We start from the raw sequence: 15,764 nt of genomic DNA, 5'->3' as shown, positions 1-15,764 counted from the left end.
TTGCCCTAGTTTGGGCCCACCGCAATCTGCAGGGTTCCTCACTTCATGGCCGAAAGTCCATTGCGCGTTCAATTTCCTGCAGAGGCTGCCATCCAGGCGCGGCCGCATCATGATTTTCACATTCCATTTCTGCCGCGTTCCGCCCATCTGCGTCACCTGATCGTCATTGGTCTGGCAGGCACTGCATCCTTCGGCCTGCTCGCCACGGTGCTCTATCCCTTGCTGGCGCGTAACACGATCGAGCGGGCAACGCCGGTGCGCACTGCCCAGCTCGCGCGTCCTCAGCCAGCCATGCGCAAAGCCAGCCGGCTGGCCACAAAACAGCGTTTCGACGGTTCCCGCTTTGCTCAAGTGGCAGAGAAGCTGTCCAGCGGCGAAACACGCATCTTCACCTATCATCGCACGACGCTGGTCTTCAAATCCGATGAAACCGCCCTGGCACGCGACGGCGCGGGCGCCATCAATGCCTCCTATGGCGACGAGCGCGCCGACAACGTGGTATTCTCGCCGCCATCGCTTTCCGATATCCGCCACGGCATCTATCCGCAGACCACGCATTATGATGCCGTGCGCCGCTCCCGCTTTCCGGTTCGCGGTGTGCCGCTGAACGTCAGCGTATCGCGCGCAACGACAGGCGAAGCCGGCCGCGAGTTTCACAGGCTCGTATCCATGCCGAAGGACAAGCAGGATCTGCAGGACATCCTGGCCTCTGCGGGCCTCGGCAGCGATGCCGGCGACGAGTTGCAGCGCGCCCTGGAGACCGATACGGTTTCCCCCGGCGACAGCCTGGAACTGCTGCTTGAGAAGAAAGGCCCCAATGCCCGCCCGAAGCTGATCATGGCCCGTCTCAGCGGCGACAAGACACCGGAGCGCGTCGTCGCTCGCGACGATGCCAATGGCTTCGTTCCGATGGCCAATGACAGGCTGTTTTCCACGCTCTACAGCGAAAGCCAGGCCGACGCTCCGTCCTCGACGGAGGTTGCCGCAGTCGATTTGAAGGGTGTCGACGAGAGCAACGAGCGGGCAGTCAGCGACAAGCTCGAAAGAGCCGGCCTGACCAAGGAATGTGCCTCGCAGCTCATCAAGCTCGCCAAGGCCAAGGGCATTTCGCTTACCAGCATCGAGGATGCTCCCGACAGCGTCGACCTGCTCTTCCGCAAGGCGGACGACGGCCGCAGCGAGTTGATGTTCATCGAATTCCATGCCGATGGCGACACGCATCGCTTCTACCTGCACAAGAACGAAGGCGAAGGCCCCTCGGAATTCTACGACGAAAGTGGGCACTCGATCGCAAAATCGCTAGTGCATCGTCCCGTGCCGAACGGTACGCTTGGCGATGGCTTTGCCTGGCGTATCCACCCGATCCTGGGTGTGAAGAAATTCCACAACGGCGTCGATTTCCGCGCACCGATGGGCAGCCCCATACAGGCCGCCGGCGATGGTGTCGTCGAGAAGATCTCCTGGGAAACCGGCTACGGCAAATATGTCCGCATCCGTCACGACGGCGGCTACGAAACCACCTATGCCCATATTTCGGCAACGCCGTCGGATCTGCGGGTCGGCCAGCGCGTCACCCAAGGTCAGGTCATCGCCTATGTCGGCTCCACCGGCTATTCCACCGGCCCGCATCTCTATTACGAGCTGCGCGTCAATGGCCGTTACGAAAACCCGCTGACGGCGCAACTGCCGGCCGGCACCAATCTGACCGGCAAGTCGCTCGACAGCCTGCGCTCGCAGGTCAACCATGTCGAGAACATCATGAGCTACCTCGACGTTCCCCCGGCTCGCGACAATCCGCCCACCCCCTTCGCCAATTTCGAGCAAGGCCCAAGCTTCGGGCCGAATTCGGGGGCTGATTTTGGACCAAGCCTTGGGCCGGCCTTTGCACCAGGCCCGGGACCGAACCATTTCGGCGCACCGTCTCCGTAAGCCAACCGGAACGCGCACGCAGACGCCCTTCCCGATTCCCGCAGTCGACAATGGCGCCTCGATAGCGAATGCGATAACAATCTTCCGGTACCTCGCCGCGGAGAGGATATCGTCACGCGGCAATCCGCAAGGAGCAGAAATTGGCGCGCAAGCCGTTGCCGGAACCAAAGCCTATGCTGCCGAATGAAAGCAGGCGTCTGCGCGCCGACGCGCGACGCAACTATGACAAGTTGATCGAAGTTGCAGCACAAGCCTTCGCCAGCCACGGCACCGCCGCCTCCCTGGAAGACATAGCCCGGCGTGCGGATGTCGGGATCGGAACGCTCTACCGCCATTTCCCGAGCCGCGAACATCTGGTGGAGGCGGTTTACCACCACGAAGTCGAAGCGCTTTGCGATGCCGCCGAAGAGCTTTCGCGCGAGCGTGCGCCCGATGAGGCTCTCGAGGAATGGATGAACCGTTTCGTCGGATATATCGCCACGAAACGCGGCATGGCCGACAGCCTGCGCATCCTCATCAGCAGCAATTCCAAGCTCTTCGCCGATAGTTACGGCAAGGTGCCGGTCGTGCTCTCAGGCCTGATCGACCGTGCAGTCGCCGCCGGCTCGATCCGCACCGATGTCGACAGTACCGATGTGCTGCACGCGCTTTCCGGCACCTATTCCATGCCCAGCTCGCCCGAATGGTACGACCGCTCCCGCCGCCTCGTGCGCCTGTTGATGGACGGCCTGCGCTGGGGTGCCCCGACAACACGGGTGCCGCGAGAGACCTGATAATCGGCAGGACGCTTCCTATATGCATTTGAACTGAGAATGTCAGGCGAGTTTCCTGTTACCGCAGTTTCGTGCTTCGCCCCTCACCCTAACCCTCTCTCCGTTGAGACGGGGAGAGGGAACGATCGCGCAATACGGCATGCTGTTTCACCGGGGTTGTTCCCGCCGCAAAGCCCCCTCTCCCCGCGATGCGGGGAGAGGGTTGGGGTGAGGGGCCGGACACACAAGCAAGACAAAATCGAACTCCGCCGACTGTCATCAAAGCTGAGGAGAGCAAGAATGCCCGAAAAGCTGGTCAAGATCCCCGGCCCCGATCATCCGATCACGATCGAGGAAAAGCGCGCGCATGTCACCGTTTCCGTCGCCGGCAAGGTGATCGCCGATACGCACGAGGCGCTGTCGCTCAAGGAAGCCTCCTACCCCGCCGTGCTCTATATTCCCCGCAGGGATGTCGACATGGCGTCACTGCAGAAGACCAGTCACGAGACCTACTGCCCCTACAAGGGCGAATGCTCCTATTACAGCATCCCGGCCGGCGGCGAGCGTTCGGTGAACGCCATCTGGAGCTACGAGAACCCCTATCCTGCGGTCAGCCAGATCAAGGATTACATGGCCTTCTATCCCGATCGCGTCGATTCGATCGACATCGTCACCTAAAGCGCAAGACCGCTCGACGCATCGAAGACGTAGACCTGCTCCGGGCTCACCGAGACGTTCAGGGGCTGGCCATAGCGCACCGGCGCCTCGCCATCGACGACGGCCGTCACCTGCTCGCCGGCAAGGTCGAAGAGCACATGCGTCTGCGCGCCGGTCGGCTCGACCAGCAATGTCTGGCCGGTGAGCGGCGATCCGCCGCTTGCAAGGCTCAGATGCTCGGGCCTGAGACCAACCTTCACGCTCTGGCCTGCCTTCACCTTGCGTTCGCCAGCGATGCGGATCGGCGTGCTGTCCTTCAACCGCACGGCCGGCGCACCATCGACGCCCTCGACGGTACCGTCGAGGAAGTTCATGGCCGGCGAGCCGATGAAGCCGGCAACGAAGAGATTGGCCGGCTTGCGGTAAAGCTCGATCGGCGTGCCCTGCTGCTCGATCTTGCCCTGGTTCAGCACCACGATACGGTCGGCAAGCGTCATCGCCTCGATCTGGTCGTGGGTGACGTAGATCGAGGTGGTCTGCACCTTCTGATGCAACGCCTTGATTTCGGAGCGCATCTGCACGCGCAGCTTCGCATCGAGATTGGAGAGCGGCTCGTCGAACAGGAAGACCGCCGGGTTACGCACGATGGCGCGGCCCATGGCGACACGCTGGCGCTGGCCGCCGGATAGCTGCGCCGGCTTGCGGTCGAGCAGTTTGGTGAGATCGAGCATGCGCGCAGCTTCATTGACCCGCTGTTCGATGGTCTGCTTGGTCTCGCCCGAGAGCTTCAGGTTGAAGCCCATATTCTCGGCAACAGTCATATGCGGGTAGAGCGCGTAGGACTGGAAGACCATGGCGATGTTGCGCTCTCGCGGCGTCATGGAATTCACCACCTGCCCACCGATCGACACGTCGCCATCGGTGATTTCTTCCAGGCCTGCGATCATCCGCAGCAGCGTGGACTTGCCGCAGCCGGAGGGGCCGACGAGTGCGATGAACTCGCCGTCCTCGATCGAAAGCGAGATGTCGTGGATGACGGTGAGCGCCCCATAGGCCTTGTGGATGTTGTGCAGTTCGACGGATGCCATGTTGTTTGTGCTCCGATGAGAGCAATTCCAGGAAAAGTGCGTAGCGGTTTTCCGTCCGGAATTGCGAAAAACAAAGAGATAGAGCGGTTCAGAGTTTCCGTGAAAAGCTGAGCCGCTCTAGGCTCAGGATTTCACGGCACCGGCGGTAAGGCCGGCAATGATGTGCTTCTGCGCCAGGAAGAAGACGATGACGGTGGGCAGGATGGTCAGCGTGATGAAGGCGAGCACCAGCTCCCATTCCGTGCCGAATTCGCCGCTATAGACCATCATGCCGAGCGGCCAGGGATAGATCGAGTCCGAGTTCAGCATGATCAGCGGCAGGATGTAGCTGTTCCAGCTGCCGACGAAGGAGATGATGCTGACGGTCGCGATGATCGGCCGCGAGAGCGGCAGCGAGATATGCCAGAAGAAGCGGATATAACCGCAACCGTCGACAAACGCCGCCTGGAACAATTCTTCCGGAAGGTTTCGAAAATAATTGCGGAAGAGCAGGATGCTCATGCCGAGGCCGAAAGCCACCTGCGGCAGCACCACGCCCCAATAGGTATTGAGCAGGCCGAGATCGCGGATGCGGATGAAGAGCGGCAGGATGGCTGTGGCTGCCGGAAACATCAGGCCGATGAGGAAATAGTTCAGCAGGAAATTCGAGCCGAAGAATTTCACATGCGCGAAGGCGAAGGCCGCCATGGCCGAGACCGACAGCGTCAGGAAGACGGTGAGCACGGCGATGATCAAGGAATTCATCATCTGTCGCCAGTAGCGGTCACCGAAGAGGATGCCGGTATAGTTCTCGAAGTGCCACTCGGCCGGCAGGCCGAAGGGATTGGTGCGGAGATCGCCGAGCGTCTTGAAACCGCCGAGCGCGGTCGTCAGCAGCGGGATCAGCACGATGGCGGCAATGATGGTCAGCGACACATAAAGATAGATCTTCGTGCCGGTGGTCAGTCGAACGGATGAGGCCAGATCAGTCATTGCGCATAAATATCCGTTTGTAGCCGAAGGCGAGGGTGACGCAGATCACGAACAGCACGACACCGACGGCGCTGCCGAGGCCGACCTGCATGCGGGTGACGCCGAAATTGTAGAGGAAGGTCACCATCGTCTGGGTCGAGTTGAACGGGCCGCCGCCGGTGAGCGGCATGATCATGTCGAAGAGCTGCAGCGATCCGACGACGGCGAAGAAGACGGAAAGGCGCAGCGTCGAGCCGAGCAGCGGCAGCGTCACATAGCGGAACTTCTGCCAGCCTGTGGCGCCGTCGATTTCGGCTGCCTCCAAGACGCTCTTGTCGAGCGACTGCATGCCGGCGATGAAAAGCATCATGTGAAAGCCGAAATATTTCCACACGATGACGCCGAGCACGGCATACATCGCCAGATCCTTGTCTGCGAGCACGTAAGGCGTCGGCGTACCGAGGAAATGCGCGATCGCAGCAAACAGGCCATAATCGCCGTCATAGACGAAGCGCCAGATGAGACCGGCAGCCACTTCGGCCAGCACGTAAGGCAGGAAGAAGATCAGCCGGAAGAGCACGACGCCGCGAATGCGGTGCGCCAGCATCGTCGCCAGCCAGATGGCGAGCGGCACCTGGATCGCGATCGATACGACGATGATCAAAGCATTGTTTTTGAGCGACGTCAGGAAGGCGCCGTTCTTGAACAGCACCTGGAAATTGCGCAGACCCACGAATTCGGTCGGCAGGCCATAGCCGCTCCAGCGATAGAGGCTGTACCAGGCCGCTTCCCCCATCGGCAGGATGACGAAGATGGTGAAAAGCAGCAGCGCAGGCGGCAAAAACAGCAGGATAACGGGCAGGCGGCCGCGCGCAGCCGGTGATTTTCGCTTCGCTGCGGGTCTCGCTCTTGCGACAGAGGGCATAGTGGTCGTAGCGCTGACATCGGTCATGGGCAGTCTCGACAATTACAGTTCAAAGAAAAACCGGCGCCGGCACAAGGGAGCGGCCGGCGCCGGATGCCGCTAGAGCTGGTCCTGTTCGAAGGCGTCCTGGACCTGCTGCGCGCCATCCTTCGGAGTGATCTGGCCGGAGACGATGCCAACAGCCACATCGTTGACGACGCGGCCAACGGAGGGGCCGAGATCCTGGTCGAAGAAATTCTGGTGCCAGGTCGAATGCGCCAGCTGGTCGGCTGCCTCGTGCATCAGCGGACCCTTGACGCCGTCTTCGGCGCCGACGGCAACCGGGATGATCATGCCGGCTTGCGCCATGGTGCGCTCGTTTTCGGCATTGGTCAGGTAGGCGAGGAAATCGAGCGCCTCGGGCGGCGCCTTCTTGGTGACGGCCCAGCCGTTCAGGCCGCCGAGCGTATCGGTCGGGAGGCCCGCACCGCCGGTCACGGCCGGGAAGGCGAACCGCCCGATATTGTCATCCGCCTGACCTTTGCCGTCGCCGGAATTGGTGCGCTGGTTGGCAACCGTATTTTCGAAGCCGAGGATCATCGCAGCCTTGCCGTCGCCGAAGACCCCGAGCGCCTGCGGCCAGGTGGTGCCGAGATAGCCGGGCTGGAAGGGTTCGAGCTTGCCAAGCGCGGCAAGCTGTTCGCCGGCCTTGATGATCGAGGGATCGTTGAAGCCGTTGCCCTTGCCGTTCTTGGCGTCGTTGAAGACCTGCTGACCGCCGTCGCGCATCACCAGATAGCTCCAGTAGAAATGGATCGGCCACTTCTCGCCGCCGCCTCCGGCGATCGGCGCGATGCCGGCATCCTTGATCTTCTTGACCGCGGCCAGATAATCGTCCCAGGTCTTGATCGCGCTCGCATCGACGCCGGCCTTGGCGAACAACGCCTTGTTATAGAAGAAGGAAACCGTGCCGAGCTTGTAGGGTACAGCACTGATCTTGTTGTCGAAGGTCAGGCCCTTGACGGCCGCCTGATTGTAGCTCTTCAGCCAGGCGCCATCCTTGGCGTTCATCGCCGCAGTCAGATCCAGCAGCGTGCCGGTCTGCTGCTGTTGCTTCAAGACGCCGCCGCCCCAGCTGAAGAAGAAATCGGGAGCGTCCTTCGATTGCAAGAGCGTCGGCAGCTTTGCCTTGAACGCTTCGTTGGCCAGGAACTGCATCTCGATCTTCGTGCCGGGATGCTTGGCCTCATACTGGTCCGCGATCTTGCGCCAGACGGCGACATAGTTCGGATCGGTTTCCAGATGCAGCCATTTGACGACGGTATCGGCGGCAGCGCCAGTTGCGCCCGCCAGAATCGCCAGTCCGGTCGTGGCGGCAATAGCAGCGATGCGAAGGGCCTTGGCCCCACGTAGATGGATCATGATTTTCTCCTCCCAAGGGAACCAAGAGCCTCAATATTTTTTCCCTTATGCGGAATAATTCAACGGAGCTTTGCTGAAATGTCAACCGCCATCGCTAAATTTTTGGCAGATTGGCTGCAAAATGGCTTGACATTGGGCAAGTGCCATAGGTTATTTAATTCGCATTCCGTTAAAAATACCAGGCCGCAGCCGAGCGGGTCCGTCATTCGGCACCATTCTCATGAAAACAGCAGATCCCGAGCTTATGCGGGCGATAAACCGCTTCAATGTGCTGGATACGATCCGGCGGGCGGGCTCCATCGCACGTATCGAAATCAGCGACCGCACTCAGCTTTCGACCACGACAGTCTCGGCAATCACAGCCTCGCTGCTGGATGACGGGCTGATCCTGGCCCGCACCGAAGGCGACCTGCGCGAGGCGGCCACCCGCGGCCGACCCCGCGTCATGCTGGAGCTTAATCCCGATGCCGCGCGCGTCGTCGGCGCGAAAATCGCTGCCAACCGCATGGTCTTCGTCGTGACCGACTTCTGCGGTGAGGTTCTTTCGACGCTGACGCTCGCGCTGCGCGTCGACCGGCAGCCGATCGGCGTCATTGCCGATCTTATCGAGGATGGCGTGCGCCGCTGCGTCGTCGATGCCAATCTGGCGTTGGACGAGATCGATTCCGTCTGCCTCGGCCTGCCAGGCGTCGTCGAGCATCGCACCGGCCATATCCGCACCAGCCCGATCTTTCGCGAAAGCGGCGTCGATTTCGCCAAGGACATGTCTGAACGGCTGGGCGTCACCACCATCGTCGAAAGCGATGCACACGCGATAACGCTCGCGCATCACTGGTTCGGCCAGGCGAGAGACCTGGACGACATGGTGCTGGTGTCGCTGGAACAGACGCTGGGCCTTGGCGTTCTGCATGGCGGCCAGCTCTTTCGCGGCGCCGGTGGTCTCAGCCACAATCTCGGCGACCTCGTGCTCGGCATGGGGCCGCAGGGCATCATCCGCCTGGCGAGCCTCGCCGGCGAAAGCGCCATTCTCGGCGATCAGCCGAGCGGCCGTTTTGCCGAAGCCATCCGCCTCGGCCGGGGAATGGCGCATGCGAAGACACTGATCGATGCCGAAGACAACACATTGATCAGCGCGGCAATCCGCGCCGGCGAAGCCTGCGGCATGGCGCTTGCCAATATCGTAACGCTGTTTGCGCCGCCGCGCGTCATTCTGGTGGGATCGAGCCTGGCGCTCGGCCAGCCCTTCCTCGACAGCCTGCGGGAGGCCTATTCGCTGGCGATCCCGCCGTCGATCAAGGGCGTGACCGAACTCGTTTTCGACCAGTCGACCGACGAGACCTGGGCGCAGGGCGCCGCGGTCGTCGCGCTGCGCGAACTTTACGAATCCCCCTGGGGAACGACGGGGCCGGCACCGGCCCTCTGATGTCCCCACAGCAATTCCAGGAAAACTGCGCAGTGATTTTCCGCCCGGAATTGCGTCGAAACAATAGGATAGAGCGGTTCAGCGCCTATGTGAAACGCTGAGCCGCTCCAGGACAGACAAGACAATTCATCTGGAGGAAGCTTATGAACAAGGTCGGCATCGGCATTATCGGCTGCGGGAACATTTCCGGCGCCTATCTTACCGCCATGAAATCCTTTCCCATTCTCGACATCAAAGGTGTGGCCGACCTCAATCGCGAGCTTGCCGAGGCAAAGGCTGCCGAATTCGGTCTGAAGGCGGTCGATATCGCTTCCTTGCTCGCCGATCCCTCGATTGAGATCATCGTCAACCTGACCATTCCGAAGGCGCATGTCGCCGTCGGTCTGCAGGCGCTGGATGCCGGCAAACATACCTATTCGGAAAAGCCGCTCGGCATCAATTTCGCCGAGGGCAAGAAGCTTGCAGATGCCGCGGCCACCAAGGGTCTGCGCATCGGTGCAGCGCCCGATACCTTCCTCGGCGGTGGCCATCAGACGGCTCGCGCCATCATCGACGAAGGTGCGATCGGCATTCCCGTCGGCGGCACCGCTACCTTCATGTGCCCCGGCCACGAGCGCTGGCATCCGAATCCGGCTTTCTATTATGAAATCGGCGGCGGCCCGATGCTCGACATGGGGCCTTATTACATCACCGATCTCGTCAACCTGCTTGGCCCGGTCTCCCAGGTCGCCGGCTTTGCCGTCACGCCGCGCAAGGAACGCATCATCACCAGCGAGCCACGCAACGGCGAGCACATCCCCGTGCATGTGCCGACGCATGTTGCCGGCGTCATGGCCTTTGCCAATGGCGCGGTCGTCCAGATCGGCATGAGCTTCGATGTCGCCGGCCACAAGCATGTGCCGCTCGAAGTCTACGGCACGGAAGGCACGCTGATCGTGCCCGACCCCAACCGTTTCGGCGGCCCGGTGGAATTCCTCAAGAAGGGCGGCGAGTTTGCCGAGCGCGAGATCACCGCACCCTATGCCGACGGCAACTACCGCTCGCTCGGCGTCGCCGACATGGCGCACGCCATCCGCTCGAACCGCCCGCACCGCGCCAACGGCAGCCTCGCGCTGCACGTGCTCGAAGTCATGGAAGCCTTCCAGACGGCCTCCGACACCGGGCGCACGGTCACCATCACGACGCAAACGGAGCGCCCGGCCCCTCTTTCCGAATCCCTGGTGGATGGACAGATCGGCCGCTAACGACACAATTTCAGGAGGATTATCATGCGTGAAGCACTTATCGTCTGGGGCGGCTGGAGCGGCCACGAACCGCAGGAATGCGCCCATATCATCCGCGACATGCTCGAAGAGGACGGCTTCAAGGTCTATCTCGAAAACAGCACCGAGGCCTTTGCCGATCCCTCGATCCACGATCTCAGCCTGATCGTGCCGATCGTCACCATGTCGAAGATCGAGAAGGAAGAGGTGAAGAACCTCGCGGCCGCAATCGAAAGCGGCGTTGGCATAGCCGGCTATCATGGTGGCGCAGGCGACTCGTTCCGCGAAAGCGTCGAGTACCAGTTCATCATCGGCGGCCAATGGGTCGCCCATCCCGGCAACATCATCGACTATACGGTCAACATCACGCGGCCGGACGATCCGATCATGGAGGGGATCACCGATTTCCCCTACACGTCGGAGCAATATTACATGCACGTCGACCCATCGAACGAGGTGCTGGCGACCACCACATTCACCGGCGACCATGCCTACTGGATCGACGGCGTGGTCATGCCCGTCGCCTGGAAGCGCAAATACGGCAAGGGCCGCGTCTTTTATTCCTCGCTCGGCCACCAGGCCAAGGAATTCGACGTGCCGCAGATGAAGACCATCTTCCGCCGCGGCGCCAACTGGGCAGCACGCTGAGCCCTGCACGTTTCGAAAATTGCCGCCCCTCATAATGCCTGAGGGGCGGCATTGCGTCGGCCATCCCGATGATGGCGCAATTGCGCGCACGGCGGATTTCATCGTTTCGAGCAAATGATGAGCAGGCCGGACAGACGGCCGTGAACGGAGCTTGGGCAAGCGCTCCATCCCGCATCCCGCAGCCAACTATCGATCGCCCTCATTTCACCTCGACGTTGCAGATCCTGCCTCGCATTCCGTGCCAGGCTTCACTCCCCATTTTGATCGTATGACTGTCAGCACGGGCAATCAGGCTGCGTTCGGCCACAATGCGCCTGGACGCATCGAAAGGTGCATCAGCCTCCATTTGCAATTCCGATCAATTGCTTACCAAATTGATAATAAATCGCTAAAACACGCCTGAGATGAGATTTATGAAGCGAAACTGAAACGCGATCAGTTTTCGTTTGACATTCCTTTATCTTCATTTATCGTCATTCTTGTTTCGGTTTTCGCGTGAGGGATGCAAATCGAAACAGGGGGAGGGATTATTGTCCGAAAATCAGATCGATACGGAAAACGGCGTGGTTGGCGGCATCGGCCGCATGGCCACTGACGTCGCCTGGCGCAATCCTTACCGGCGCGATGTTTCCGCGGGCAGATCGGCACAATCCACTTCCGAACAATCATAATCTCAGCAGCAGGCACCGTCCGGCAACGACAGGACGGATCGGTCTCTTCGCAATCCTCGCGGCAGCATTGATATGCGGCGCATGGAAGGAATCTATCGTGCTTGAACTCAGGGGCGTATCGAAGTCTGTCGGCGGCGAAACGCATATCGCGGAAACAAATCTGACGCTGCAGCGCGGCACGCTGAACGTGCTGCTGGGGCCGACGCTTTCGGGCAAGACGTCGCTGATGCGGCTTATGGCTGGCCTCGACAAGCCGACTACGGGCACGATCCATGTCGACGGTGCCGATGTCACGGGACAGCCGGTGCAGCGTCGCAACGTCGCCATGGTCTACCAGCAATTCATCAATTATCCCGCCATGACCGTCTACGACAACATCGCCTCGCCGATGCGATTGAGCGGCAAAAGTGCTGATATCATCGACCAGGAAGTAAAGAAGGCCGCTGATCTTCTGCGCCTCGGACCCTTCCTCGATCGCCTGCCCTTGAGCCTCTCCGGCGGCCAGCAGCAGCGTACCGCACTTGCCCGTGCCATCGTGAAAAATGCCGGGCTGGTGCTGCTCGACGAGCCGCTCGCCAATCTCGATTACAAGCTGCGCGAGGAGCTGCGCGCCGAACTGCCGAAGATCTTCGCTGAATCCGGCGCCATCTTCGTCTATGCCACCACCGAACCCTCCGAAGCGCTGCTTCTCGGCGGCAATACCGCGACCTTGTCGGAAGGCCGCATCACGCAATTTGGGCCGACGATCGACGTCTTCCGCAATCCGAAAGACCTCATCACCGCGACCACCTTCGCCGATCCGCCGCTGAACACGATTACGCTCGACAAGCGCGGCCGGGAATTCGTGCTCGAAAGCAACATTCGCCTACCCGTACCGGGAGGCTTGGAGGATCGGCCGGATGGCCGCTACACGATCGCCTTCCAGCCGCACCACCTGGCGCTTGCGCCGCAAACGCCGGAAGCCGTCGCCGCCCCGGCCAGAGTCATGGTGACCGAGATCACCGGCTCGGAGAGCTTCATCCATATCGATTTTGCCGGTCAGCGCTGGGTCATGCTGACCCAGGGCGTGCAGGATATCGATGTCGACGACGCGATCGATGTCTATATCGACCCGCGCCACATCATGGTCTTCGACACCGATGGCGCCGCCGTCGCTCCCGCCCTGCAACAAGCCGCCTGAGGAGAGACCATGGCCCGCATCGATCTTGACCACATCCGGCACGCCTACAACGATCACCCGAAATCGGACGCGGATTACGCGCTGAAGGAAGTCAATCACAGCTGGGAAGACGGCAGCGCCTACGCCCTGCTCGGCCCCTCAGGCTGCGGCAAGACCACGCTTCTCAACATCGTTTCCGGGCTGGTGCAGGCCTCGGAAGGCCGCATCCTCTTCGACGGCAAGGACGTGACCCGGCTGTCGACGCAGGAGCGCAACATCGCGCAGGTCTTCCAGTTCCCGGTCGTCTACGACACGATGACCGTCTACGACAATCTCGCCTTCCCGCTGCGCAACCGGCATGTTCCGGAGGCCGAAGTAAAGCGCAAGGTCGATGAGATCATCGAGATGATCGGCCTTTCCGACAGCGCGCACCGCAAGGCCCGCGGTTTGACCGCCGATGCCAAGCAGAAGATCTCGCTCGGCCGCGGCCTGGTGCGCTCGGATGTCAATGCCATCCTCTTCGACGAACCGCTGACCGTCATCGACCCGCATATGAAATGGGTGCTGCGCTCGCAGCTGAAGCAGCTCCATCGCCGCTTCGGCTTCACCATGGTCTATGTCACCCACGATCAGACCGAAGCGCTCACCTTCGCCGACAAGGTGGTGGTCATGTACAACGGCGAAGTGGTGCAGATCGGCACGCCGAACGACCTGTTCGAGCGCCCGCGCCACACATTCGTCGGCTATTTCATCGGCTCGCCCGGCATGAATGTCATGCCTGTTGAAATCGAGGGCAGCAGCGCACGGATCGGCAATCGCACGATCGCGCTTCCCGGTGCGCCTGCGGAAAAGCGGGGCGGCCGTTCCGAACTCGGCATCCGCCCGGAATTCGTCCGCATCGGCCGCGAGGGCATGCCCGCCACCGTGACGAAGGTTGAAGATCTCGGCCGCCGCAAGGTGGTGCGTGCCAAGCTCGACGGCCAGGACATCGTTGCCGTCATCGGCGAGGACCAGACGGTACCGGCCGAGCCGCACATCGCCTTCGATCCGGCCGGCATCAATATCTACGCCGACTCCTGGCGCATCGAGATGGGAGCCTGACGATGGAGAAGACCTGGAACAACAAAGCCTGGTTCATGCTCATTCCGGTTCTGCTGCTCGTCGGCTTTTCCGCCGTCATTCCGCTGATGACGGTCGTGAACTATTCGGTGCAGGACACCTTCGGCAACAACGTCTTCTTCTGGGCCGGCACCCAGTGGTTCGAGGAAATTCTTCGCTCCGGACGCTTCTGGGATTCGATGATCCGCAACCTGATCTTCTCCTTCGTCATTCTGGCGATCGAGGTGCCGCTCGGCATCTTCATTGCCCTCAATATGCCGAAGAAGGGGCTCGGTGTCCCGGTCTGCCTGGTGCTGATGGCCTTGCCGCTGCTCATCCCGTGGAATGTCGTCGGCACGATCTGGCAGGTCTTCGGCCGCAGTGACATCGGCTTGATGGGCTACGTCCTCGTCAATCTCGGCATCGACTACAACTATGTCTCCGATCCGGCCGACGCCTGGGCGACGATCATCATCATGGACGTCTGGCACTGGACGAGCCTCGTCGTACTGCTCTGCTATGCCGGTCTCGCCTCCATTCCCGACGCCTTCTACCAGGCCGCAAAGATCGACGGCGCCTCGCGCTGGTCCGTCTTCCGCTACATCCAGCTGCCGAAGATGAACCGCGTGCTGCTGATCGCCGTGCTGCTGCGCTTCATGGACAGTTTCATGATCTATACCGAACCCTTCGTCGTCACAGGCGGCGGTCCCGGCAACTCGACGACCTTCCTATCGATCGATCTCGTGAAGATGGCGCTCGGCCAGTTCGACCTCGGCCCGGCAGCCGCCATGTCGCTGGTCTACTTCCTGATCGTGCTGCTCTTGTCCTGGGTCTTCTACACTGTCATGACCAATTACGATGCGGGAGCAAGCCGATGAGCGGCAAACCCCTCTCCACCACGGCCGACAACGCCACCATTCACACGCTGGCCGCTTCCGATGCCGCCGCCAATGCGACCGCTGCTGCGGGCGCGCAGGTTGCCCGCCGTCACGGCGAAAAGGGACGATGGGCCTGGCTGGTGCCGACGATCTACATCATCTTCCTGCTGCTGCCGATCTACTGGCTCGTCAATATGAGCTTCAAGACGAACGAGGAAATCATCGGCGGACTGACGCTCTATCCGCACCAACCGACGCTGCGCAACTACGCGATCATCTTCACCGATCCGTCCTGGTACAAGGGCTATATCAACTCCATCACCTATGTCGTCATGAACATGGTGATCTCGGTCGCGTGTGCCCTTCCGGCAGCCTATGCCTTCTCGCGCTACCGCTTTCTCGGCGACAAGCATGTGTTCTTCTGGCTGCTGACGAACCGCATGGCGCCGCCGGCGGTCTTCGCGCTGCCCTTCTTCCAGCTCTACTCGGCATTCGGGCTGATCGACACCCATATCGCCGTGGCGCTGGCGCACTGCCTGTTCAACGTGCCGCTGGCGGTCTGGATCCTCGAAGGCTTCATGTCAGGCGTGCCGAAGGAGATCGACGAAACCGCTTATATCGACGGCTATTCGTTCCCGCGCTTCTTCATCAAGATCTTCATTCCCTTGATCGCAAGCGGCATCGGCGTCGCCGCCTTCTTCTGCTTCATGTTCTCCTGGGTGGAACTGCTGATTGCCCGCACGCTGACGACGACCGACGCCAAGCCGATCGCCGCCATCATGACGCGCACCGTTTCGGCCGCCGGCATGGACTGGGGCCTGCTTGCGGCTGCCGGCGTGCTGACCTTGGTGCCTGGCGCGCTCGTCATCTATTTCGTCCGCAATTACATCGCCAAGGGCTTCGCGCTCGGCCGCGTCTGAAG

15 protein-coding genes are annotated in these 15,764 nt (G+C 61.2%); 11 read left to right on the top strand and 4 right to left on the bottom strand.

Annotation, left to right across the window (positions count from 1 at the left end; genetic code table 11):
• The first annotated feature begins 45 nt into the window (after positions 1-45).
• The 3 genes from GA0061100_RS15185 (at position 46) to GA0061100_RS15175 (ending at position 3,359) form a co-directional block, all read left to right on the top strand.
• A complete protein-coding gene (locus tag GA0061100_RS15185) occupies positions 46-1,929 on the top strand; it encodes a M23 family metallopeptidase (RefSeq protein ID WP_075853528.1) in 1,884 nt (627 codons plus the stop codon).
• Positions 1,930-2,102: 173 nt separating this feature from the next.
• A complete protein-coding gene (locus GA0061100_RS15180; RefSeq protein ID WP_075853816.1) occupies positions 2,103-2,702 on the top strand; it encodes a TetR/AcrR family transcriptional regulator in 600 nt (199 codons plus the stop codon).
• Between the two features lie 279 nt (positions 2,703-2,981).
• On the top strand, positions 2,982-3,359 hold the full coding sequence (locus GA0061100_RS15175; RefSeq protein ID WP_075853527.1) for a DUF427 domain-containing protein: 378 nt from the start codon (positions 2,982-2,984) through the stop codon (positions 3,357-3,359).
• Here the strand turns inward: GA0061100_RS15175 and GA0061100_RS15170 are convergent.
• The 4 genes from GA0061100_RS15170 to GA0061100_RS15155 form a co-directional block, all read right to left on the bottom strand.
• Positions 3,356-4,426: an ABC transporter ATP-binding protein gene (locus tag GA0061100_RS15170; RefSeq protein WP_075853526.1), complete on the bottom strand. Its 1,071-nt coding sequence runs from the start codon at positions 4,424-4,426 to the stop codon at positions 3,356-3,358. The genes GA0061100_RS15175 and GA0061100_RS15170 overlap by 4 nt on opposite strands.
• 123 nt (positions 4,427-4,549) lie before the next feature.
• A complete protein-coding gene (locus tag GA0061100_RS15165; RefSeq protein ID WP_015341575.1) occupies positions 4,550-5,398 on the bottom strand; it encodes a carbohydrate ABC transporter permease in 849 nt (282 codons plus the stop codon).
• Positions 5,391-6,329, bottom strand: coding sequence for a carbohydrate ABC transporter permease (locus GA0061100_RS15160; RefSeq protein WP_075853525.1), 939 nt, complete (start codon positions 6,327-6,329; stop codon positions 5,391-5,393). The genes GA0061100_RS15165 and GA0061100_RS15160 overlap by 8 nt, the downstream gene beginning before the upstream one ends.
• Positions 6,330-6,401: 72 nt before the next feature.
• Positions 6,402-7,703, bottom strand: a complete 1,302-nt coding sequence (locus GA0061100_RS15155; protein WP_075853524.1) for an ABC transporter substrate-binding protein — start codon at positions 7,701-7,703, stop codon at positions 6,402-6,404.
• Between the two features lie 220 nt (positions 7,704-7,923).
• On the opposite strand from GA0061100_RS15155, the gene GA0061100_RS15150 reads away from it, so the two are divergent.
• From GA0061100_RS15150 to GA0061100_RS15120, 8 genes are all read left to right on the top strand, one after another.
• The gene (locus GA0061100_RS15150) at positions 7,924-9,126 is read left to right on the top strand and encodes an ROK family transcriptional regulator (protein ID WP_075853523.1); all 1,203 of its coding nucleotides are present in this window, start codon (positions 7,924-7,926) and stop codon (positions 9,124-9,126) included.
• A 143-nt stretch (positions 9,127-9,269) separates the two neighbouring features.
• Complete coding sequence (locus GA0061100_RS15145; protein ID WP_075853522.1) at positions 9,270-10,370, top strand: Gfo/Idh/MocA family protein; 1,101 nt, start codon at positions 9,270-9,272, stop codon at positions 10,368-10,370.
• A 24-nt stretch (positions 10,371-10,394) separates the two neighbouring features.
• The gene (locus GA0061100_RS15140; RefSeq protein WP_015341580.1) at positions 10,395-11,036 is read left to right on the top strand and encodes a ThuA domain-containing protein; all 642 of its coding nucleotides are present in this window, start codon (positions 10,395-10,397) and stop codon (positions 11,034-11,036) included.
• A gap of 530 nt (positions 11,037-11,566) precedes the next feature.
• Entirely contained in the window at positions 11,567-11,707 is a 141-nt protein-coding gene (locus GA0061100_RS34675; RefSeq protein WP_159444783.1) for a hypothetical protein, read from the top strand.
• 97 nt (positions 11,708-11,804) lie between these two features.
• Entirely contained in the window at positions 11,805-12,887 is a 1,083-nt protein-coding gene (locus GA0061100_RS15135) for an ABC transporter ATP-binding protein (RefSeq protein WP_075853521.1), read from the top strand.
• Positions 12,888-12,896: 9 nt separating this feature from the next.
• Entirely contained in the window at positions 12,897-13,967 is a 1,071-nt protein-coding gene (locus GA0061100_RS15130) for an ABC transporter ATP-binding protein (RefSeq protein ID WP_075853520.1), read from the top strand.
• 2 nt (positions 13,968-13,969) lie between these two features.
• Positions 13,970-14,842 carry a carbohydrate ABC transporter permease gene (locus tag GA0061100_RS15125; protein WP_075853519.1) on the top strand — a complete coding sequence of 291 codons (873 nt, stop codon included), beginning with the start codon at positions 13,970-13,972 and terminating at the stop codon, positions 14,840-14,842.
• Entirely contained in the window at positions 14,839-15,762 is a 924-nt protein-coding gene (locus tag GA0061100_RS15120; protein ID WP_083961360.1) for a carbohydrate ABC transporter permease, read from the top strand. Before GA0061100_RS15125 ends, GA0061100_RS15120 begins: the two co-directional genes overlap by 4 nt.
• Positions 15,763-15,764: the final 2 nt, after the last annotated feature.

The organism is Martinezella hainanensis (assembly GCF_900094555.1).
Lineage (GTDB): Bacteria > Pseudomonadota > Alphaproteobacteria > Rhizobiales > Rhizobiaceae > Rhizobium > Rhizobium hainanense.
The sequence above is the reverse complement of the archived record's forward strand: the minus strand, read 5'-3'. Positions and strand labels throughout refer to the sequence as shown.